Below are 19,942 nucleotides of genomic sequence, written 5' to 3'. Positions count from 1 at the left end.
CGGGGCGACGGGCCGCCGGGCGCCGGTCGTGCGCCTCAGTCGCGGGCGAAGCCGAAGCGGGCCCGCAGCCCCACCCGCTCGTCGGCGGCGACCGACGCCGCCCCGGCGGCGACCGTCTCGTACACCGCGAGGATGTCGGCGGCGACGACCGACCAGTCGAAACGCCGGACATGCCGCGAGCCCAGCTCACGCAGCTGCGCGCGACGCTCGGGGTCGCCGAGCAGCCGCACCGCGGTGCCCGCCAGGGCGTCCGGGTCCTCGTTGGGGAAGAGCTCGCCGGCCGCGCCCCCGTCGAGCACCTGACGGAAGGCGTCCAGGTCGCTGGCGAGCACCGGCGCCCCGGCCGACATGGCCTCCACGAGAATGATCCCGAAGCTCTCGCCGCCGGTGTTGGGCGCCACGTACAGGTCGACGCTGCGCAGCAGGCGCGCCTTGTCCTCGTCGCTGATCATGCCGAGGAACTCGACCCGGTCGCGCATCTCCTTGGGCAGGTCCTCCACCGCCTCGGCCTCGTCGCCGCGCCCGGCGACCAGCAGCCGGGTGTCCGGCCGCTCGGCGAGGATCCCCGGCAGGGCCTTCATCAGCACGGGCAGGCCCTTGCGGGGCTCGTCGATCCGCCCGATGAAGCCGATGGTCTGCCCCTGCCACTCCGTCTTGGGCTCGGCGCCGGCGAAGAAGCCCACGTCGACGCCGTTGGGGATGACCACGGCGTCGCCGCCCAGGTGCTCGACCAGGGTGCGCCGCGCGTACTCGCTGACCGCGATGCGGGCGCTGATCTTCTCCAGTGCGGCCTGCAGGATCGGGTAGGCGGCGATCATCGCCCGGGAGCGCGGGTTGGAGGTGTGGAAGGTGGCCACGATCGGCCCCTGCGCGGCCCAGCAGGTCAGCAGGCCGAGGGAGGGCGAGGACGGCTCGTGGACGTGGATGACGTCGAAGGCGCCCTCGTGGAGCCAGCGGCGCACTCGCGCGGCCGACAGGAAGCCGAAGTTGAGTCGCGCGACCGAGCCGTTGTACGGCACGGGCACGGCACGGCCGGAGGAGACGACGTAGGGCGGCAGCGGGGTGTCGTCGTCGGCCGGCGCCAGGACGGAGACCTCGTGGCCGAGCGCGATCAGGTGCTCGGCGAGGTCACGGATGTGGAACTGGACGCCGCCGGGGACGTCCCACGAGTACGGGCTGACGATCCCGATCCTCAAGGCTTCTCCGTTCCGGAGCGGTCAGTGGGGTCCCCGGACGCCGGGGAGGGCCCGGACGCCGGGGAGGGCCCGGACACCGGGGAGGACGCCGTGGCCCGCCCACCGGGTTGCCCGCCCGACGCGTCCGCCCGCGGTTCGAGGTCGGCGAGCCACAGCCGCTGCAGCATGTGCCAGTCCTCGGGGTGCTCGGCGATGCCGGCGGCGAAGACGTCCGCCAGGCGCTGCGTCATGACGGCGGTCCGCTCCGCCCGCGTGCCGTCCTGCGGCACGTCGACCGGGGCGTGCACCTGGCCCTGGAGGTTGGGCGAGTCGTCGTACCAGAGGGTGACCGGCAGCAGCAGCGCCCCGGTCTGCTGGGCGAGGAGGGCCGGCCCCGCGGGCATGCGGGTGGCCTCGCCGAAGAAGTCCACCTCGACGCCGGAGGAGGACAGGTCGCGGTCGGCGACCAGGCACACCAGGCCGCCGCCGCGCAGCCGCCGGGCCAGCGCGCCGAAGGCGGCGCCGCCGGTGTGCGGCAGCACCTCCATGCCCAGGCCCTCGCGGTAGGCGACGAACCGGTCGTACAGCGTCTCGGGCTTGAGCCGCTCGGCGACGGTGGCGAAGGGCACCCCGAGCCTGGTGGTGACCCAGGCGCCCGCGAGGTCCCAGTTGGCCATGTGCGGCAGGGCGAGGACGACCCCGCGGCCACTGGCCAGGCCTTCCTCCAGGTGGTGCAGGTCCTTGGGGTCGAACGCGCCGCGGATGCGGTCCTCGCTCCAGGCCGGCAGCCGGAAGGACTCCATCCAGTAGCGCAGGTACGAGCGCATACCGGCCTTCGACAGCTCGCGCAGCCGCGCCTCGTCGGCGCCGGGCACGACCCTGGCCAGGTTGGACTCCAGGCGCTGCACGCCCTTGCCACGTCGGCTCCAGGCGAGGTCGGCGATGGACCGGCCGAGCCGCGCCGCGGCGGGTTCCGGCAGCCGTTTGACCGCGCCCCAGCCCAGTCCGTACAGCGCGTCGGTCAGCGCGTCCTTCACGCCCGCCCGCTCCCCTCGTGCGCCGCCGCGTCGGCCTCGAAGGCCTCGCGGCGCACGGTGATCACCCGCTGCACCAGCGTCACCAGGCTGCCGACGGCCACGATCCACAGGGCGATCGGCAGCAGCCACTGGATGCCGGGGACGCCGAACTTGTGGAGTCCGGCGAAACCGCAGGCCACCAGTGAGATCACCAGTCGCTCGGCTCGTTCGACCAGGCCGTTCACCGCCACCGGCAGTCCGATGCTCTCACCGCGCGCCTTGGTGTACGAGACCACCTGGCCGCTGGCGAGGCAGAAGATCGTCACCGCGCACAGCACGAGGTCGTTCCCGCCCCCGGCGTACCACAGGGCCAGCCCGCCGAAGATGGCCGCGTCGGCGACCCGGTCCAGCGTGGAGTCCAGGAAGGCGCCCCAGCGGCTGGAGACGCCCGCCTGCCGGGCCATGTTGCCGTCCACCAGGTCGGAGAAGACGAACAGGGTGATGACGACCGTGCCCCAGAAGAACTCGCCCCTGGGGTAGAAGACCAGCGCTCCCGCGACCACTCCTCCGGTGCCGATCAGCGTGACCGTGTCCGGGCTGACGCCCCGGCGCAGCAGAAACGCGGCGAACGGTGTGAGGACACGCGTGAAGAAAGCACGCGCGTACTTGTTCAGCATGGCCTTCCCGGAGGGGTTCGTGGGTGCCCCGGCGCGGCCCCGTCGGCCGCCCGGCTGGCCCATCGTAGCCAGGCGCGTTCCACCGCAGCTGCCTGGCTCCCGTCCTACCGCGACCCGTACGACGTATGGACGCACCGTGACGCGCGTGGGAAGGTCGAATTACCGCGGGCGTCATTGCAGACCGCCCTGGGCGGGTGGTCTCCCGTGGCGCCAGTCCCCATGCCGTGACGGACCGGGAGGCGAGGCACATGGGCGACAGGAGAGATGCAGGTCCGGGAGCCGCCGGAAGGGCATTGGCGGCCGGCCGGCCCGAGGACGTACGCAACGTGGTGCTGGTCGGCCACAGTGGCTCCGGGAAGACGACACTGGTCGAGGCGCTCGCGCTGGCGACAGGGGCGGTGAACCGCGCCGGGCACGTGGCCGACGGCGGGACCGTCTCCGACCACGACGAGATCGAGCACCGTCAGCAGCGCTCGGTACAGCTCTCGCTCGTACCGGTGGAGTGGGACGGGATCAAGATCAATCTGCTGGACACCCCCGGGTACGCCGACTTCGTGGGGGAACTCAGGGCCGGTCTGCGGGCAGCGGACGCGGCCCTCTTCGTCGTCTCGGCGGCCGACGGCGTCGACGGCGCCACCCGGATGGTCTGGGAGGAGTGCGCGGCGGTCGGCATGCCGCGCGCGGTCGTCGTCACGCACCTGGAGGCGGCACGGGCGGACTTCGACGAGATGACGCAGACCTGCCGCGAGGCCTTCGGGGGCGACTCCCCCGACGCGGTGCTGCCGCTGTACCTCCCGCTGCACGGCGAGGAGGCCGCGGACGGCCACACACCCGTGACCGGGCTCATCGGTCTGCTGTCGCAGCGGGTCTACGACTACTCCTCCGGCAAGCGCGAGGAGCGCGCACCGGACGACGGGCAACTGCCGGAGATGGACGAGGCGCGCGCCCGGCTCATCGAGGGGATCATCGCCGAGAGCGAGGACGAGACCCTCATGGACCGCTACCTCGGCGGCGAGGAGCTCGACCTCAAGACGCTGATCCAGGACCTGGAGCGGGCCGTGGCACGCGGCTCCTTCCACCCCGTGCTGGCCGCTGCGCCGGCCGCTGAGGGCTGCAGACAGGGCATCGGCACCGTGGAGCTGCTGGAGTTGATCACCGGTGGCTTCCCGACGCCGCTGGAACGCGAGGTGCCGCGGGTCACCACGCCTCAGGGCACCGCGCACGCGCAGCTCAGCTGCGATCCGGACGGGCCGCTGGCCGCCGAGGTCGTGAAGACCTCCTCCGACCCGTACGTGGGGCGGATCAGCCTCGTGCGGGTCTTCTCGGGCACGTTGCGCCCCGACGAGACGGTCCACGTCTCCGGACACGGTCTGGAGGACCGCGGCCACGAGGACCACGACGTCGACGAGCGCGTCGGCGCCCTGTCCTCGCCGTTCGGCAAGCAGCAGCGGACGGTGCCGCACTGTGTCGCGGGCGACCTGGCCTGCGTCGCCAAACTGACCCGCGCGGAGACCGGGGACACCCTCTCCGCCAAGGACGACCCGCTGCTCATGGAGCCCTGGCTGATGCCGGACCCCCTGCTGCCGGTCGCCATCCAGGCGCACAGCAAGGCCGACGAGGACAAGCTGTCCGTCGGCCTGTCCCGGCTCGTCGCCGAGGACCCCACGATGCGGCTGGAGCAGAACCCCGACACGCGGCAGGTCGTGCTGTGGTGCCTGGGCGAGGCCCACATGGACGTGGCACTGGAGCGGCTGCGCACGCGCTACGGCGTGCAGGTCGACGCGGTGCCGCACAAGGTGGCGCTGCGCGAGACCTTCGGCGAGAAGTCGGCGGCGCGCGGACGGCACGTCAAGCAGTCCGGCGGGCACGGCCAGTACGCCATCTGCGACATCGAGGTGGAACCGCTGCCGGTCGGCTCCGGCATCGAGTTCGTCGACAAGGTCGTCGGCGGCGCGGTACCGCGGCAGTTCATCCCCTCGGTGGAGAAGGGCGTCCGCGCCCAGGCCGCCAAGGGCGTGGCCCTCGGCTTCCCGGTCGAGGACATCCGCATCACCCTGGTCGACGGCAAGGCGCACTCGGTGGACTCCTCCGACGCCGCCTTCCAGACGGCGGGCGCGCTCGCCCTGCGCGAGGCGGCCACCCAGTGCCGCATCCACCTGCTGGAACCCGTCAGCGAGATCCGGGTGATGGTGCCGGACGAGTACGTCGGTCCGGTCATGAGCGACCTGTCCGGGCGCCGCGGACGGGTGCTGGGCACCGAACCGGTCGGCCTGGGACGCACATTGGTGCGGGCCGAGGTACCGGAGATCGAGATCGGGCGCTACGCGGTCGACCTCAGGTCGCTGTCGCACGGCACCGGCCGGTACGGCCGCAGCTACGCCCGGCACGAGCCGATGCCGCCCCAGCTGGCGCAGAAACTGAGGGAGCAGCACGCCCAGGAGTCCGGCAAGTAACCCCCAGGTGGGGGAGGTTGGCGGCCCGGCGGAACGATCTTCTTCCGCCGGGCCGATGACGCACGTCACACGCCCCGTATACGCTGGGTGGGCGGCGTCGCAGGTGTGCCGGTGCCGCGGCCGGGGAAAGGGCCGGGCGGGTTCACTTCCGCGCGGGCGGGGACCAGAAGGGGGCGGCAGTGACCGACGGTTTCGACTTCCTGAGCCCGGGCGCGCAGATACCGCTGAGCGGTGTCGACGGGCAGACCGCGGCCACCCAGGCGCTCGCGTCGGCCGCCTACCGGGACAGCCCCCTGGAGGCCCTGTCGAAGGCCGACGAGGGCAAGTCCTCGGTCAAGGAAGCGCGGGTCAGGCTGCTCCAGGCGAACCTGGGCGAGGCCTTCGCCCGCGCCGTGCAGAACCGGATGCTGGGCGCCGCCCGCAACGAACTGGTGCAGTCCTTCGGCGCGGAGCCGCAGACCGTCGTCGAGCACTGCCTGGCCGCCAACCGGATCCGCCAGGAAAGGGACAACAAGCTGACGGCCGTCATGGTCGTGTTCGGCCTGCTCTTCCTGCCCGGGATGCTGATCTGGCTGGGCGCCTTCCAACTGCGCGCCGTCGTGGCGAAGTCCGAGGGCTCCAGGGCCGGGCTGCTCGGCTCGGTGGTCCTGGTCGTGGTCGGCTTCTTCGCCGTCCTGTTCGTCCTCGACCCGCCGCTCGCCGGCTTCTGGTCGCAGTACCTGCGGGTGATGATGGCGGCCCCGGTCCTCGGCTGGTTCTGGGCGAAGCGGATCTGTGAGCAGACGGCCAAGGACCTGCGCGAACGCTGGGCGGGGCTGGTCTCCGGCAGCGGCGTCGGCGCCAAGATCCCCGAGGCCGTGCCGCGCAACCCCAACGAGACCCGGGCCGAGAAGCTGCGCCAGAGCCTGGCCAAGCTCTCCGCCGAGCAGCAGAGCAACGTGGTCTTCTACGCCGGCCCCAAGGGCATACTCGGTATGGGCACCCGCTGGGGCATCTGGCAGATGGCCGAGGAGCTGACGCCCCGCGAGGGCCTCGCCGAGATCCACCCGTTCCGCAGCTGGGACGTGATCAAGGCGATCCACGGCCGGCTGCGCGACCTGCAGCGCGGCCCGCTGCACACCGGCGGCTTCACCAAGCCCCTGATACAGCACTGGGTCGTCGCCCCCGTGGGCGAGGACGCCAAGAAGATCGCCCGGCCGGCCGGCTCGGACGTCGACGGGTACACCGTCCGCGACTTCGAGATCCAGCGGATCTGCAACGAGCAGCAGTTCGGCAAGGGCAACCGGCACTACCTGGGCGTGCAGTTCGTGCTGTGGGACGGCCAGCTGGTGATGACCCTGATGGTCACCGTGACGGTGCTGGCCAGCACCCTGCGGGTCGAGGTGACCGGGCACGCCCTGGGGCCGGTGCACTCCCTGTTCACCACGGCGCCGGAGGCCAAGGAGAAGGAGACGAGTCACCCCGTCAAGTTCTGGGAGACGAAGAAGGTGCAGCTGCCGCTCGTGGAGAGCGCCGAGGTCGTCCGGCTGGCCGCGCGGGCCCCGTTCACCCGCTTCCCGCAGCTGCTGGACTACCTCGGCGGCAAGATCGTTCTGCCCGAGCCCTTCGGGCTGCGCCACACCTGGGCGTCGCCGCCCTGGAAGCACCGCTTCATGGCCGACGACGCGCTGCGCGCGGCCACCCCGGTGCTGCGCGCGGTGCACTCCGCGGCGATCGCCGTCATGGAGGAGAACGGCGTGGACACCACCAAGTTCACCGCACGCTCGCTGTTCCTGAGCACCTCGGTGCAGGACGCGTCGCCCAGCGAGGCCGACGTCTACTGACGGGCCCCGGGCCGGACGGCCGCCGTGCCGCCCCGGCCCGGCGGCGGGACGGGCCGGGTCAGCCGGCCGGCCAGGCGTCGGCGAGCATCTTGCGGGTGTCGGCGAGGAGCTGCGGCAGCACCTTGGTGTGGCCGACCACCGGCATGAAGTTGGTGTCGCCACCCCAGCGCGGCACCACGTGCTGGTGCAGGTGCGCGGCGATCCCCGCGCCCGCCACGGTGCCCTGGTTCATGCCGATGTTGAAGCCGTGGGCGCCGGAGGCCGAGCGCAGCGCGACCATGGCGCGCTTGGTGAACTCGGCCAGCTCGGTGGTCTCCGGCCCGTCGAGGTCGGTGTAGTCCGCGACGTGGCGGTAGGGGACCACCATGAGGTGGCCGCCGTTGTACGGGTAGAGGTTGAGGACCGCGTACACGGCGTCGCCGCGCGCGATGACCAGCCCGTCCTCGTCACTCATCTCCGGAATCGCGCAGAAGGGGCAGCCGTCCCCGGCCCCGGGGCCGGTCGGCTTGTTCTCGCCCTGGATGTACGCCATGCGGTGCGGCGTCCACAGGCGCTGGAACGCGTCCTGCGTCCCCACTCCGTTCTGCAGTTCCGGCTCACTCGTCATGTCTTGCAGCATATGGCGTCGTCCCGGGCCTGCGTGTCGCCGGGGGCGCTCCCGGCCACGTGGCACGATGCTGGCCCCATGTCCATGGATGACGAGCGGCGGCTGCGGGAGTGGGAGCGTTGGGGCAGCGTGCCGCTGTCCATCGGGTCCCTGGTGTTCCTCGTCACGTACGCGGTGCGCGTGCTCGTCCCGGACCTGCCGCCCGACTGGTCGGACCTACTGCTGCTGATCACCGTCGTGACCTGGGGGTTCTTCGTACTGGACTACCTGGTTCGGGTGGCCGTCGCACCGCACCGCTGGACGTACGTCCGCCGGCGTTGGCTCGACCTCGTGGTGGTGATCCTGCCGCTGCTGCGTCCGCTGCGCATGCTGCAGCTCTACGGGCAGATGCTGAACCGCCACCAGCAGCCGCGGCTCTCCCTGGAAGCCCGGGTCATGTCCTATGCGGGGCTCAGCGCCCTCCTGCTCGGCTTCGCGGCGAGCCTGCAGGTCTACGCGTACGAGCGGTACACCCCCGGCGCGGAGATCCGGACCTACGGCCAGTCGGTGTGGTGGCTCTGCTCCACGATCACCACGACCGGGTACGGCGACCTCGTCCCCGTCACGGTGCGCGGGCGGGTGATCGCCGTCGGCGTGATGTTCCTGGGCGTGGTCCTGATCGGCGCGGTCGTCGGGTCGTTCTCGTCCTGGCTGGTCAAGAGCTTCCGCCGGCCCGGGGAGCGGTCGGACGTACCGGGGCCCCCGGAGGGCGAATAGCCTCCGGGGCCCCGGTCGTGCGAACCGGCGGTCAGACCTGGACGCGGTCCTCGACGGCCTTGGCGATCTCGGCGATCGCCTCGTCGCGCGGGATGCCGTTCTTCTGCGAGCCGTCCCGGTAGCGGAAGGAGACCGAGCCCGCCGCCATGTCCTCGTCGCCGACGATGACCATGAACGGCACCTTGCTCCGCTGGGCGTTGCGGATCTTCTTCTGCATGCGGTCCGCCGAGGCGTCCACCTCGACCCGCAGGCCCTTCTTCTTCGCCTCGGCGGCGAACTCCTGCAGGTAGGGCACGTGCGCGTCGCCGATCGGGATGCCGACCGCCTGGACCGGCGCCAGCCAGACCGGGAAGGCACCCGCGTAGTGCTCCAGCAGCACCGCGAAGAAGCGCTCGATGGAGCCGAAGAGCGCGCGGTGGATCATGACCGGGCGCTGCTTGGAGCCGTCGGCCGCCGTGTACTCCAGGTCGAAGCGCTCCGGCAGGTTGAAGTCGAGCTGCACGGTCGACATCTGCCACGTGCGGCCGATGGCGTCCTTGGCCTGGACGGAGATCTTGGGACCGTAGAAGGCGGCGCCGCCCGGGTCGGGGACGAGCGGGAGGCCCTGCTTCTCGGCCACCTGCCGCAGCGTCTCGGTGGCCTCCTCCCAGATCTCGTCGGAGCCGACGAACTTCTCCGGGTCCTTGGTGGACAGCTCCAGGTAGAAGTCGGTCAGGCCGTAGTCGCGCAGCAGGTTGAGGACGAAGGTGAGCGTCTTGTCGAGCTCGTCCGCCATCTGCTCCCTGGTGCAGTAGATGTGCGCGTCGTCCTGGGTGAAGCCGCGGGCACGGGTGAGGCCGTGCACGACACCCGACTTCTCGTACCGGTACACGGTGCCGAACTCGAACAGGCGCAGCGGCAGTTCACGGTACGAGCGACCGCGCGCGTCGAAGACCAGATTGTGCATCGGGCAGTTCATGGGCTTGAGGTAGTAGTCCACGCCCTCGTCGAGCTGCATGGGCGGGTACATGCCGTCGGCGTACCAGTCCAGGTGGCCCGAGGTCTCGAAGAGCTTCCCCTTGGTGGCGTGCGGGGTATAGACGAACTCGTAGCCCTCCTCCTCGTGCCGGCGGCGCGAGTAGTCCTCCATGACCCGGCGGATGATGCCGCCCTTGGGGTGGAAGACCGCCAGGCCCGAGCCGATCTGCTCCGGGATGGAGAACAGGTCGAGTTCCTGGCCGAGCTTGCGGTGGTCGCGCTTCTCGGCCTCGACGAGGAAGTCCAGGTACGCCTTGAGCTCGTCCCTGGACGGCCAGGCGGTGCCGTAGATCCGCTGCAGCTGCTTGTTCTTCTCGCTGCCGCGCCAGTAGGCGGCGGCCGAGCGCATCAGCTTGAACGCGGGGATGATCCGGGTGGAGGGCAGGTGGGGACCGCGGCAGAGGTCCTTCCAGCACAGCTCGCCGGTCTTGGCGTCCAGGTTGTCGTAGATGGTCAGTTCGCCGGCGCCGACCTCCGCGGAGGCGCCCTCGGCGGCCTCGGCGGCGGAGCCCTTGAGGCCGATCAGCTCCAGCTTGTAGGGCTCGTCGGCGAGTTCCTCGCGGGCCTCGTCGTCGCTGACGGCACGGCGGGAGAAGCGCTGACCGCGCTTGACGATCTCCTGCATCTTCTTCTCGATGCGCTTGAGGTCGTCGGGGTGGAAGGGCTTGTCGACGTCGAAGTCGTAGTAGAAGCCGTCCTTGATCGGCGGGCCGATGCCGAGCTTGGCCTCCGGGAAGAGCTCCTGCACGGCCTGGGCCATCACGTGCGCGGTGGAGTGGCGCAGGATGTTGAGGCCGTCCTCGCTGGCGATCCCGACGGGCTCGACCTCGTCGCCGTCGGCGACCTCGTGGGTGAGGTCCTTGAGCTGGCCCCCCACGCGCGCGGCGACGACGGTGCGGTCGCCGTCGAAGAGCTCGGCCGCCGTCGTGCCCGTGGTGACCAGCCGCTCTTCCTGCTCCTCGGAATCGCGTTTGATGATCACACGGACGTCTGACACCGGTCTCTCCTGACGTATGTCCCACTGGGTCCGGCAGCGGAATGCTGCACCGCTGAATCCTACCGAGCCGCACGGGTGCCCCGCGAAGCGATGGCCCCGGCGGCGCGGCCGCCGCCCGGCGGGCACCCCGGTCAGCCGCCGAAGGAGTCCTCGAAGGTGTCGACGCCGCCGTGCAGGGCTTTCATCAGCCGGTCGCGGTCGGCCTCGTCGACGTGCACGGGGGTCAGCACGGACGCGTGGGTGAGGTGACGGAAGCCGGTACGCCGTTCCAGCCGCCCGGAGAGCCGGACGGGCAGCCCGACCAGGTGCGCCTGGGCCGCGATGCGGTACCCATCCTCCGGCAGGCGGACGCGTACGTGGCGTACGTCGGCACCGGCCAGCACACGCAGCCGGACGGTGCCGCCCCCGGAGGGACGCGGCCGGCGCAGCCGGGTGACGGTGCCGGTGATCCGCACGTCGACGGAGGGTTCCCCGCGCACGTAACGATCACTGGCGGCCTCCAGCGCGGGGAGGTCGCCAGGGGAGAACTCGACCGGCTCCGGCACGGTCGCGAACCCCGCCGGTGGCCCGGCCGCCGGTGCCCAGGCCAGGGTGACCGCCACGCCCTCGGTGCCGCGCACCATCCGGATCAGGGAGTCGGCCAGTTCGTGGCAGACGCCGAGGCCCACGGCCGCGTCGAAGGCCTCCATGCCGCCGGTGGTCCGCTGGTAGTCCACGGCGTCCCGGGCGGCCTGCAGGGCACGCAGCAGCGTGGTCACGATGCGGCGGCCCTCGGGCACCGGCGCGTACGCCGTGAGCTGGTGCCCCGGCGCGTCCCCGACCAGCACCTGTTCCAGGAAGGCGTCGGCGTGCCCGGTGTGGCGCGCGCCGAAGTAGCCGAAGCGGTCGCGTTCGGCACGGGCTGCGGACATGAGCATGGCGCGGGCGGCGGCGCGCAACTGCTCCGCGGCCGTCCACGGCACGGCCGCACCGGCGGCCGGCGGCGGCTCGCGGTGCCAGCGGATCTCGTCGCCGGGGACGGCAAGCGCGGTCAGCACCTCGCGCGCCGACGGCTCGCCGCAGCGGGCGAGGGCGTCGAGGGCCTCGCCCAGCAGTTCGGCGTGGTCGGCGTAGCGGGCGCCCGCGGTACGCCGATCGGGCACCAGGAGGCTGGTCCGGGCGGCGGACGCCGGCTCGCCGGGGGGCGTCCAGCGTGTGTAGCGTCCGGGGGCGCCGCCGCGCAGCCGCCAGCCGTGGCGGGCGAGGAGGGCGACGAGGACGCCGGGGTCGACCCGCTCGGGGTCGGGCGGGACGAGTGCGTCGTCGGCCGTCGGGCTCATCAGGGCCTCCCTCCCGCCCCGACCCGCGTCATGATCTCGCACAGGGCCCGGTCGTCGAATATCCGCGCGGTGGGTATCCGCACGGTGGTCTTGCGCCTGCCGGTCACCGCGTGACCGGCGAGGTTCGTCCAGTAGCAGCAGTGCCGCAGCTCCAGCCGGTCGTGGCTGGCGCGCAGCCACTCCTCCTGGGTGCGGGGCACGAGCATCACCACGAGGATCTTGTGTACCGAGACCGGGTTCCGGGCCAGCTTCACCAGGTGCTCGTTCTCGAGCGTGAAGGCGAAGGTCGGGCCAGCGGGCCGCGGGGCGACCTGGTAGGTGCACTTGAGCTGCACCTTGATGGTCACTTCGTCGTCCACGCTGTGGCCGTGCGAACTGTGGCTTATGTGCCAGTCGATGCCGTTGTCCGGGAAGGGCTGGGCGAGCGAACAGCCGGCGGCCGCCGCCACCGCGTGCAGATATCCCACTTGGAGGGTTTCCATGCAGCTGGTGGTGGCGAGTCCGCCGCGCAACGGTGCGTTCCGTTCGGACAGCAGCCCACCCGGGCCGGGCTGCTCGAGCGCCATCGCTCTCCGTGCCTTCCGGGCGCGGGAATCCTGGTGACCCCCGTTGCCATCTTCATCCCCACCAGCGACAAGTCGCAAACCGTTGCGGTTCGGTGACGTGCGGTCACGGGTACGTACCGTAAGGGCGCCCCTCCGGCCGCCCAAATCCTGCGATCCGCACGGGAGGTGCGCCATGCCGCACTGGTACGACGGCCCGCTGGCCGCCTTCGACACGGAGACCACGGGGGTCGACGTGGAGCACGACCGGGTCGTCTCGGCCGCGTTGGTGGTCGAGGACGCCCCCGGCATACCGGCCAGGACGACCCGCTGGCTGGTGGACCCGGGGGTCCCGGTGCCCGAAGGGGCCCGCGCGGTACACGGGCTGGACGACGACCACCTCCGGGCGAACGGACGCCGCCCCGGCCCGGTGATGGAGGAACTGGCACGCGCGCTGGCCGAGCAGGCCGCGGCCGGCGTGCCGCTGGTGGTGATGAACGCGCCCTTCGACCTGACGCTGCTCGACCGGGAGTTGAAACGCCACCGCGGCATGCCGCTCGACGCCTACCTGGTCCGCGGCGCGCTGCGCGTCCTCGACCCCCGGGTCCTGGACAAGCACCTCGACCGCTACCGCAAGGGCCGCCGCACCCTCACCGACCTGTGCGCGCACTACGGCGTGGTGCTGACCGACGCTCACGACGCCGCGGCGGACGCCCTCGCCGCGCTCACACTCGTACGAGTGCTGGGACACCGCTTCTCCACGCGCATCGGCGGCGTGCCGCCCGCCGAACTGCACGCCCGGCAGGCGGTCTGGCACGCCGGCCAGGCCCGCGGGCTGCAGGCCTGGTTCGCCCGCAGCGGCACGGACGAGCAGGTCGACCCGGCATGGCCGCTGCGGCCGTCGCCCGCTCGGACACCCGAGGAGCCGGCGGCCTAGGCCCTGTCGTCGAAGTCCCTCCCCCGGCCTTCGCCCGGGGGTGCCCCCACCCCGCGGCACCTGGCGCGGCACCTCCCAGCGGAGCTGGGGGAGCTACTTTGACGACAGGGCCCAGCGCACGACGAAGGGCCGGTCCTAGATGGACCGGCCCTTCGTGACGGTGGGCGATACTGGGATCGAACCAGTGACCCCTTCGGTGTGAACGAAGTGCTCTCCCGCTGAGCTAATCGCCCGGGACGACCTGAACAATACAGGGCACCGGCGGCTGCGTTCAAACGGCTTCCCGGCCGGGTGCGCCCTCCGCGCGCAACCGGGCGGCCATGCCGCGCCTCCCCTGCCGCATCATCAGGGCGTGGTTCGCCCGGAACAGCGGCCGGCACGGCACGGCCAGCCGCCGCATCAGCGGCTTGTTGACGATCACTTCCTCCTCGAAGAGCAGCCGGGTGCCGCCGTCCGCGCCGTCCGCGCCGACCGTCCACCGCACCCACCCCTCCAGGTCCCCGTACATCGCCGCCTCAAGAACCCGCGCCCCCGGGTCGCGGCGGGTCTGCTGCGCGGTGACGAACAGGTCGTACGGCAGGACCGAGCGCAAGCGCAGCATGCCGGCGGTCTCGCCGGTCTGCCGCACCTCGCGGACCTGGGGCCACCAGGCCGGGTACTCGTGCGGGCGCTCCAGGAGGTCGTACACGGCCTCGGGCGAGGCGGCGATCCGCCACAGACTGCGGAAGCGGTAACGGCTCCAGTCCATGCAGCCAGTGTGCGTACTCAGCGCGGATCTGAGTACCGGCGCGCATGCCCGGCCACGTGGGCCGCGCCACACTCCGAGCCATGGACACCACGCCCCCGCCGCACGACCGCTGCCCCGCGTGCGGCGCCTACCTGCCCGCGACGCCGCCGCCCGCCTGTCCGCGCTGCGCGCTGCCCCTGCTCGGGCCGGTCGCCGAGGAACTGCGCGAGACCGACCGCGCGCTCCTGCGGCTGGACGCCGAGCGTGGCCGCCTCATCGCCCGGCGCGGGCAGTTGCTGGCGCAACTGCGGCCGCCGTACCCTCCGGCCCCGTGGGGCACGCGGCCGGCTCCGCCCCGGGGTGGCCCGCCGCGCCGCGAGACGTCGCCGCGCGCGGTGCAGAACCTGCTGCTGGCCCTGGGCGGTGTGCTGCTGGCGGTCGCGGCCATCGCGTTCACCGTCATCAGCTGGGGCCACCTCGGCATCGGCGGCCGGGCCGCCGTGCTGGGCGCGCTGACCCTCGCGGCGACGGGCGTCCCGTCGCTGCTGCTGCGCCGCGCGCTGACCGCCACGGCCGAGGTCGTCGCCTGCCTCGGCCTCGTCCTGCTGCTGCTCGACGCGTACGCGCTCCACCGCGTGGTGTTCTCCGGCACGGACGGGCTGCGCTACGCGGCGGTGTCCCTGGCCGTCGTCACCGCGCTGTGGGCCGGGTACGGAAAGGCGCTCGGGCGGCTCGTGCTGCCCGTGCCCTTCGCCGTGGCGATCGGTCAACTCCCCCTGGCGCTGTGGGCGTCGGCCGCGCAGTCGGCGTACGGTCTGGCGACCGCCCTGCTCGTCACGGCCGCCCTGGACGCGGCGGCCGCCCTCCTCACCGCCGGGCGCGGGACGCGGATCACCGCCGCGGTCGCCGGGACGGCGCTCGGGACGGCCGGACTGCTCACCGCGGGCGGGCTCTCCCTGTCGGCCGGCGACACGGGTGCGGCACTGCGCGCGGGCGCGCTGCTGCTGGGCGCGGCGGCGGTCGCCCTCGCCGTCGCGCTGCGGCCCGCCGTGCCCGCCGCCGTGTCCGGGATCCTGTCCGGGGTCGTGGCGCTCGCGGTCGTCGGCGCGGCAGGCGGGCTCGTGCGGGCCGGCGTGCCCGGCGACTGGGTCGTCCCGGAGTACCTGGTGTGCGCGGCGGTCGTGCTGGGTGCGGCGGCCCTCGCCGTACCGGCCCGCCTCCGCCCGGTGGCCGCGGGTCTCGCGGCCGGCGCCGCCACGGTGCACGCCCTCGCACTGCTGTGGGCGCTGCCCTCGCTGGTCGTGGGCGTCCTCACGCCCGACGCGTGGGACGGCGCGTACGGCGCGGTCGCGGTGGCCGGCCTGCTCGCCGCGGAACTGGCCGCGGCGGCGCGGCTGCACCGCGGCACCCCGTACGGCCCGGTCGCCGCCTCCGGCGCCCTGGTGTCGGCCGCGCTCGCGGTGTGCGTGCCCGGCCCGCTGCCCGTACGGCTCGTCGTCGTGGCCGCCCTGCTCGCGCTGTCGGCCAGGGCCCTGACCTGGACCGCCCTGGCGACAGCGTGCGGGCTCGCCGCGACGGCTGTCGCCTGGGCCCACCCGCAGCGCACGACGACGCTCATCGTGCTCGCCGTGCTGACGGCCTGCCTCGGCGCGCTGTACGCCGTGGCGTCGCACACCCGCGTGGTGAGCGCCGCCGCCGTGGTCGCCTGCGCGGCCGGCCTCGCCTGGACCGGACTGCCCGCGCACGCGGCGGCGTTCACCCTCCTCGCGATTGCCGCGGCCGCCCAGGCAGCCGCCCTCCGCACCCCCGGGCGCTTCTTCGAGCACCCCGGCCACGCGGCGGCCCTCCTCGGGGTCGTCCTCGTCGCCGACGACCGCGCACTGCTCGCCCTCGCGCTCGCCCTCGCGGGCGTCCTCGCCGCGGCGGTCGCGGCGCTGCGGGCCGACCGGCGGTGGCTCGGGTACGTCGCGACCTGCCTGATGGTCGCGGCCGGTTGGGTGCGCCTCGCGGCGTCCGACGTCCACGTCCCGGAGGCGTACACGCTCCCCGTCACGGTCGCCGCCCTGGGCGTCGGCGCCCTGCGCCGGCGCCGTGACTCCGCGTTCTCCTCCTGGGCCGCCTACGCCCCCGGACTCTCCGCGACCCTGCTCCCGAGCCTCGCCGCCGCCTGGGGAGACCCGGGCTGGGTCCGCCCCCTGTTCCTGGGCGCGGCCTCGCTCGCCGTGATGCTCCTTGGTGCCCGGCACCGGCTGGCGGCGCCGCTCCTGCTGGGGTCGGGCGTGCTCGCACTCGACGCGCTGCACGAACTGGCGCCCTACATCGCCCAGGCCCTCGGCGCGCTCCCCCGCTGGGTGCCGCTCGCCCTGGCGGGCGTCCTCCTGCTGGCGGTCGGGGCGACGTACGAGCACCGTCTGCGCGACGTGCGGCGCGTGCGGGACGCGCTGGGGCGCCTGCGGTAGGAATCGTGCGGGTGGGTGGGTTGTGGTCGCGGTCCGTTGTCGCGTGCGGGTTGCTTGCGCCCCTCCCCCAGCCATCGGCCAGGGGACCCCACAGGGCTCGCGGTCCGGCCCTACGTCATTCGGCTCCGGGTTCGCCGCTCGGCTCGCCCAGCCAACGCTGGGAGGTGCGCCCACGGGCGCACCCCGCCACACCCCCTCCCGCCGGTTCGGGCACAGGACGGCGGGACGGGGGGTTGGGGGAAGTCACCCTCCGCCCGGCCGAACCGCACCTGGTATACCGGCGACGTGATCGAACCTCGCCCCGGGGAAGACCCGTCCACCTTCAAGGCCGTCCTTCTGGACTGGGTGGGAACGCTCATCGTCCCCAAGTGGGGTCCTGACCACGCCGGTCCGAAGGGCGGGTCGTGGATCGAGGGCGCGTTGCGGCGCCTCGCCCGGGACACCTCGCCGGCGGAGGTGAGGCGGCTCAGCGCGGCACTCGACACGGCGATCGGGCAGCCTGCCGTGGCGCGGGCGATGACCGGCGCGGACGCGTCCTTGGGGTCGTACCGCGCCGGTTTCGCGCGGTGGGTCTCGGCCGCGGGCATCGACGAGGCCTTGATGGGCGCCCTGTACGACGAGCTCGCGCAGCCGGACGCCGATCTCTTCGCGACGGACGTGGAGCGGACGCTTGCGACGCTGAAGGCCGCCGGGGTCGGGGTGGCCGTGGTCAGTGACGTCCACTTCGACATCCGCCCCTGGTTCGTGAAGGCGGGCCTCGACGGTCACGTCGACCGGTTCGTGCTTTCCTTCGAGCACGGTGTCTGCAAGCCCGATCCCGCCATCTTCCGAGTGGCGCTGGACGTGCTCGGGGTGGGCCCGGACGAGGCGCTGATGGTCGGGGACCGTTCCGGTCACGACGGCGCGGCGGTCGAGGCGGGCATCCCGACACTGCTGGTCCCGCCACTCGCCGAGGCCACCGAGGAGCGCCTCCACCTCGTGCTCGCATCCTGCGGACTGCGTCGGCACGTACGCCCCTGACACCCTGGCCGAAGTCCGGGGAGGGCGGGCGGGAGAACCGCCCGCCGCGGGCGCAAACGAGCCGCACACAACAACCGGCCGCGCACGCGGGCTGCCCTCCGGGACGGCACCCCGCCGCCACCGCCGCCCCGACCAGGCACCCCGCCGCCACCACCGCAAGCGGCACGAGCGTCCACGCCGCGACCGCGACCACCGCCGGCCCGCCCGCGAGCAGCAGCACCGCACGGCGCGGCCGGCGGCACGAAGGCCCGCAGCCCCGCCGCCGAGCGCGACCGCGGTGAGCACACTGACGCCGGTGAGAGCTTCCCCGCCGGGCAGCGCCCCCAGATGAACGTGAAGAGGGCACTCGTGATGAGAGCGGGCCGGCACAAAGGGAGCACGATGCTCCATAGACGCGCGGATGTGCGCAGCCGTCGATACGGGCCGCCTCGGCAATTCCCGGCTTGATTGCGTATGAATTGCACCATGGGAAAGACGAAGAACGCGTCGGCGGCGAGGTATTTCCCGAGCAGCAACGGAAGGTAAGTGTTGATCAGGTCGGTTTTCGAGAGCACGTACCAAAAAGGCCGGCAGCCGCGTCGAGATCATCACGGCCAAGAGCAGGTTGCGCCCGGTGAGGCGGATCCTGGCGAAGGCGTAGGCCGCCCAGCGAGCAGGAGATGAGCACGCCCACCACCGAACCGGCGGCCAGTACGGGCGAGTTGGCGGAGAAGGCGGGTACGGGGATGTCCGCGATGCCGCGGGTCAGCCACCGGTAGTCGTCGGCGGTGGGTCGCCCGGGGCAGCAGTTCCAGGCTGGCGACGATCTCGTCGCCGGGCTTGAACCGGGCCCCGACCAGCCACACCCCCGGTGGAGGGATCACCGCGAGCAGGGCCGGGGCGCCCGCGTGCCGGGCGAGGGTGCGCGCCGTGCGGCGGGGGCCCCTTTCGGCGGAGGTTCATCGGGCGTCCGTCCGACCTCGCGCGGAACAGCACCGCGGTCAGCAGGCGCACGCCCGGAATCGCACCGGGGAGATCATCGGGGCGGGGTGAGGAACGGAACCGCCGCCAGGCCCCGCCCCCGCCGACCTGCGCCGCCCCGTACAGCCGCGCTGCCGTTCTGGCGCGGGGATAGAGGTTCGTTCAGGTGCATCACCCCGTGGTTTTCGCCGGCACGTACAGGTCGCCCTCGGCGGCGCTGATCTTGTGGACACGGCGTCGAACTCGTCCCACTCCCGCCAGGGCGGGGGGACGCCGACGCGTTGGAAAGCCTCCGGGGCTGTGGACGACGGCGAAGGCGTCCCCGCCGACGGGGACGCCGAGCAGCCTGCCATGGGCCTCGCCGGCCCGACTGGGCGTTCAGGTGGATGGGCGGGCGGTCCTTCGCGAAAAGAGCGGCCGTCTTCACCTGGCCCTGGGCGCTACCGGGGGTAGCGGATGGTCACCGTCCCGCCGTCCGGGTCGCCACCGGCACCGCAGCGGGCCTCCGGCAGGGCCGGCGTGGCGAGGGCGGCCCCGGCCGCCCTCAGGCCCCGTGTCCCGCGCGCACTCCGTCGAACGCTCACGACAGGCCCTTCGGGCGGACGCCACCCCACGTCCCGCGGAAGGCCTGAACACCACGATCGCCGGGCACACGACGAGGGCCCGGAAGCCGCTGCCGGCTTCCGGGCCCTCGGTCCGGGTGGGCGATACTGGGATCGAACCAGTGACCCCTTCGGTGTGAACGAAGTGCTCTCCCGCTGAGCTAATCGCCCCGGTGCGGGAACAACATTACCGCATGTCAGCGGGTGCCCCGACCATCGCGCACGGCGCACCCTCAGTGGAGGTCGGCCTTCCACGGCATCACGAGGCCGAACCGCCACACGTAGTAGCCCATCAGGACGCCGATGATCACCAGTCCGATGACGGTCAGCGTCAGGTTCCGCCGCCGCACCTTCGGGTCGAGCGCCTTCTGCGCCGCCTCGGTGACCTTCCGCTTGGTCCAGCGCAGCACCAGCTGGGCCCAGACGAACTCGGTCGCCCAGACCGCCATGCCGGCGAAGATCACCACCCAGCCGGGCCCCGGCAGCGGAAGCAGGACCACGCCCGTCCCGACGATCGCCAGACCCACCAGGAAGACCCCGGCCTGCCAGCTCACGTGCAGCGCGCGGGAGCGCCGGATGAAACGCGGCGCCCTCGACCCCAGCGGGCGCTCGGAGCCCTGCGGCTCCTCGCCCCCGCCGCCCCCCTTGCCGACGGTCGCGGGATCCATGGCCACAGCCGCCTCCCGCCCGTCACTCTCCGCAGTCATGCCGCCAAACTTACCCGACCCCGCTTCGTCACCGGAATGGCTCGCCGGGGAGGAAAAGAACTCGGCCGGACGAGGTACCGGAACCCTCACAAACCCGTCAGAGGGGTTTACAACGTCCCCGCAGGTGGCATGTCGATTTCGCCGACGT

Annotated in this window: 15 protein-coding genes, 2 tRNA genes and 1 pseudogene; 6 read left to right on the top strand and 12 right to left on the bottom strand. The window is 72.9% G+C overall.

The genetic code is table 11. The annotated features are described in order from the left end of the window. Positions 1-35: 35 nt before the first annotated feature. The 3 genes from ACRWNP_RS09365 to pgsA are packed head-to-tail and all read right to left on the bottom strand — an operon-like array spanning position 36 to position 2,931. The gene (locus ACRWNP_RS09365; protein ID WP_431960574.1) at positions 36-1,196 is read right to left on the bottom strand and encodes a glycosyltransferase family 4 protein; all 1,161 of its coding nucleotides are present in this window, start codon (positions 1,194-1,196) and stop codon (positions 36-38) included. Beyond that, the gene (locus ACRWNP_RS09360; RefSeq protein WP_431960573.1) at positions 1,193-2,212 is read right to left on the bottom strand and encodes a phosphatidylinositol mannoside acyltransferase; all 1,020 of its coding nucleotides are present in this window, start codon (positions 2,210-2,212) and stop codon (positions 1,193-1,195) included. Before ACRWNP_RS09360 ends, ACRWNP_RS09365 begins: the two co-directional genes overlap by 4 nt. Beyond that, positions 2,209-2,931, bottom strand: coding sequence for a phosphatidylinositol phosphate synthase (gene pgsA, locus ACRWNP_RS09355; RefSeq protein ID WP_431960572.1), 723 nt, complete (start codon positions 2,929-2,931; stop codon positions 2,209-2,211). Before pgsA ends, ACRWNP_RS09360 begins: the two co-directional genes overlap by 4 nt. 185 nt (positions 2,932-3,116) lie before the next feature. On the opposite strand from pgsA, the gene ACRWNP_RS09350 reads away from it, so the two are divergent. Both ACRWNP_RS09350 and ACRWNP_RS09345 read left to right on the top strand, forming a co-directional pair. Next, positions 3,117-5,321 (top strand): elongation factor G-like protein EF-G2, encoded by a 2,205-nt coding sequence (locus ACRWNP_RS09350; RefSeq protein WP_431960571.1) that lies wholly within the window; start codon positions 3,117-3,119, stop codon positions 5,319-5,321. Positions 5,322-5,500: 179 nt separating this feature from the next. Then, a complete protein-coding gene (locus tag ACRWNP_RS09345) occupies positions 5,501-7,144 on the top strand; it encodes a hypothetical protein (protein WP_431960570.1) in 1,644 nt (547 codons plus the stop codon). A 58-nt stretch (positions 7,145-7,202) separates the two neighbouring features. Here ACRWNP_RS09345 and ACRWNP_RS09340 read toward each other — a convergent pair whose 3' ends face one another. Next, positions 7,203-7,763 carry an HIT family protein gene (locus tag ACRWNP_RS09340; protein WP_431960568.1) on the bottom strand — a complete coding sequence of 187 codons (561 nt, stop codon included), beginning with the start codon at positions 7,761-7,763 and terminating at the stop codon, positions 7,203-7,205. Between the two features lie 66 nt (positions 7,764-7,829). Between ACRWNP_RS09340 and ACRWNP_RS09335 the strand changes: the two genes are divergently transcribed. Next, entirely contained in the window at positions 7,830-8,507 is a 678-nt protein-coding gene (locus ACRWNP_RS09335; protein WP_431960567.1) for a potassium channel family protein, read from the top strand. Between the two features lie 31 nt (positions 8,508-8,538). Here ACRWNP_RS09335 and thrS read toward each other — a convergent pair whose 3' ends face one another. The 3 genes from thrS to ACRWNP_RS09320 form a co-directional block, all read right to left on the bottom strand. Further along, the gene (gene thrS, locus ACRWNP_RS09330; protein WP_431960566.1) at positions 8,539-10,521 is read right to left on the bottom strand and encodes a threonine--tRNA ligase; all 1,983 of its coding nucleotides are present in this window, start codon (positions 10,519-10,521) and stop codon (positions 8,539-8,541) included. A 131-nt stretch (positions 10,522-10,652) separates the two neighbouring features. After that, positions 10,653-11,840 (bottom strand): hypothetical protein, encoded by a 1,188-nt coding sequence (locus tag ACRWNP_RS09325; RefSeq protein WP_431960565.1) that lies wholly within the window; start codon positions 11,838-11,840, stop codon positions 10,653-10,655. Then, a complete protein-coding gene (locus ACRWNP_RS09320) occupies positions 11,840-12,406 on the bottom strand; it encodes a DUF4365 domain-containing protein (RefSeq protein ID WP_431960564.1) in 567 nt (188 codons plus the stop codon). The genes ACRWNP_RS09325 and ACRWNP_RS09320 overlap by 1 nt, the downstream gene beginning before the upstream one ends. 172 nt (positions 12,407-12,578) lie before the next feature. On the opposite strand from ACRWNP_RS09320, the gene ACRWNP_RS09315 reads away from it, so the two are divergent. Then, a complete protein-coding gene (locus tag ACRWNP_RS09315; RefSeq protein WP_431960563.1) occupies positions 12,579-13,319 on the top strand; it encodes an exonuclease domain-containing protein in 741 nt (246 codons plus the stop codon). 161 nt (positions 13,320-13,480) lie between these two features. Here ACRWNP_RS09315 and ACRWNP_RS09310 read toward each other — a convergent pair. Beyond that, positions 13,481-13,552: transfer RNA gene (locus ACRWNP_RS09310), tRNA-Val, on the bottom strand. 38 nt (positions 13,553-13,590) lie between these two features. After that, complete coding sequence (locus ACRWNP_RS09305; protein WP_431960562.1) at positions 13,591-14,067, bottom strand: SRPBCC family protein; 477 nt, start codon at positions 14,065-14,067, stop codon at positions 13,591-13,593. An 80-nt stretch (positions 14,068-14,147) separates the two neighbouring features. Here ACRWNP_RS09305 and ACRWNP_RS09300 point away from each other — a divergent pair, with 80 nt between their 5' ends. Both ACRWNP_RS09300 and ACRWNP_RS09295 read left to right on the top strand, forming a co-directional pair. Beyond that, positions 14,148-16,505, top strand: coding sequence for an SCO7613 C-terminal domain-containing membrane protein (locus ACRWNP_RS09300; RefSeq protein ID WP_431960561.1), 2,358 nt, complete (start codon positions 14,148-14,150; stop codon positions 16,503-16,505). Between the two features lie 285 nt (positions 16,506-16,790). Continuing rightward, positions 16,791-17,525 (top strand): HAD family hydrolase, encoded by a 735-nt coding sequence (locus ACRWNP_RS09295; protein WP_431960560.1) that lies wholly within the window; start codon positions 16,791-16,793, stop codon positions 17,523-17,525. A gap of 326 nt (positions 17,526-17,851) precedes the next feature. On the opposite strand, the pseudogene ACRWNP_RS09290 reads toward ACRWNP_RS09295, so the two are convergent. From ACRWNP_RS09290 to ACRWNP_RS09280, 3 genes and pseudogenes are all read right to left on the bottom strand, one after another. After that, a pseudogene (locus ACRWNP_RS09290) lies at positions 17,852-18,052 on the bottom strand (ABC transporter permease subunit); the annotation flags it as partial. A 1,134-nt stretch (positions 18,053-19,186) separates the two neighbouring features. Next, positions 19,187-19,258, bottom strand: a tRNA-Val gene (locus tag ACRWNP_RS09285). Between the two features lie 62 nt (positions 19,259-19,320). Continuing rightward, positions 19,321-19,794, bottom strand: coding sequence for a TIGR02611 family protein (locus ACRWNP_RS09280; RefSeq protein ID WP_431960559.1), 474 nt, complete (start codon positions 19,792-19,794; stop codon positions 19,321-19,323). Positions 19,795-19,942: the final 148 nt, after the last annotated feature.

Origin of the sequence: Actinacidiphila sp. bgisy160, assembly GCF_965342435.1 — a bacterium.
GTDB lineage: Bacteria > Actinomycetota > Actinomycetes > Streptomycetales > Streptomycetaceae > Actinacidiphila.
Note: the sequence above shows the minus strand (reverse complement) of the source record. Positions and strands in the feature narration are given on the sequence as shown.

Bases quoted from the DNA above. Each gene is read 5' to 3' on its own strand.
- ACRWNP_RS09335 (WP_431960567.1), top strand. From the start codon at position 7,830: ATGTCCATGGATGACGAGCGGCGGCTGCGGGAGTGGGAGCGTTGGGGC.
- ACRWNP_RS09340 (WP_431960568.1), bottom strand. From the start codon at position 7,763: ATGCTGCAAGACATGACGAGTGAGCCGGAACTGCAGAACGGAGTGGGG.
- ACRWNP_RS09300 (WP_431960561.1), top strand. From the start codon at position 14,148: ATGGACACCACGCCCCCGCCGCACGACCGCTGCCCCGCGTGCGGCGCC.
- ACRWNP_RS09350 (WP_431960571.1), top strand. From the start codon at position 3,117: ATGGGCGACAGGAGAGATGCAGGTCCGGGAGCCGCCGGAAGGGCATTG.
- ACRWNP_RS09320 (WP_431960564.1), bottom strand. From the start codon at position 12,406: ATGGCGCTCGAGCAGCCCGGCCCGGGTGGGCTGCTGTCCGAACGGAAC.
- ACRWNP_RS09280 (WP_431960559.1), bottom strand. From the start codon at position 19,794: ATGACTGCGGAGAGTGACGGGCGGGAGGCGGCTGTGGCCATGGATCCC.
- ACRWNP_RS09325 (WP_431960565.1), bottom strand. From the start codon at position 11,840: ATGAGCCCGACGGCCGACGACGCACTCGTCCCGCCCGACCCCGAGCGG.
- ACRWNP_RS09315 (WP_431960563.1), top strand. From the start codon at position 12,579: ATGCCGCACTGGTACGACGGCCCGCTGGCCGCCTTCGACACGGAGACC.
- pgsA (WP_431960572.1), bottom strand. From the start codon at position 2,931: ATGGGCCAGCCGGGCGGCCGACGGGGCCGCGCCGGGGCACCCACGAAC.
- ACRWNP_RS09305 (WP_431960562.1), bottom strand. From the start codon at position 14,067: ATGGACTGGAGCCGTTACCGCTTCCGCAGTCTGTGGCGGATCGCCGCC.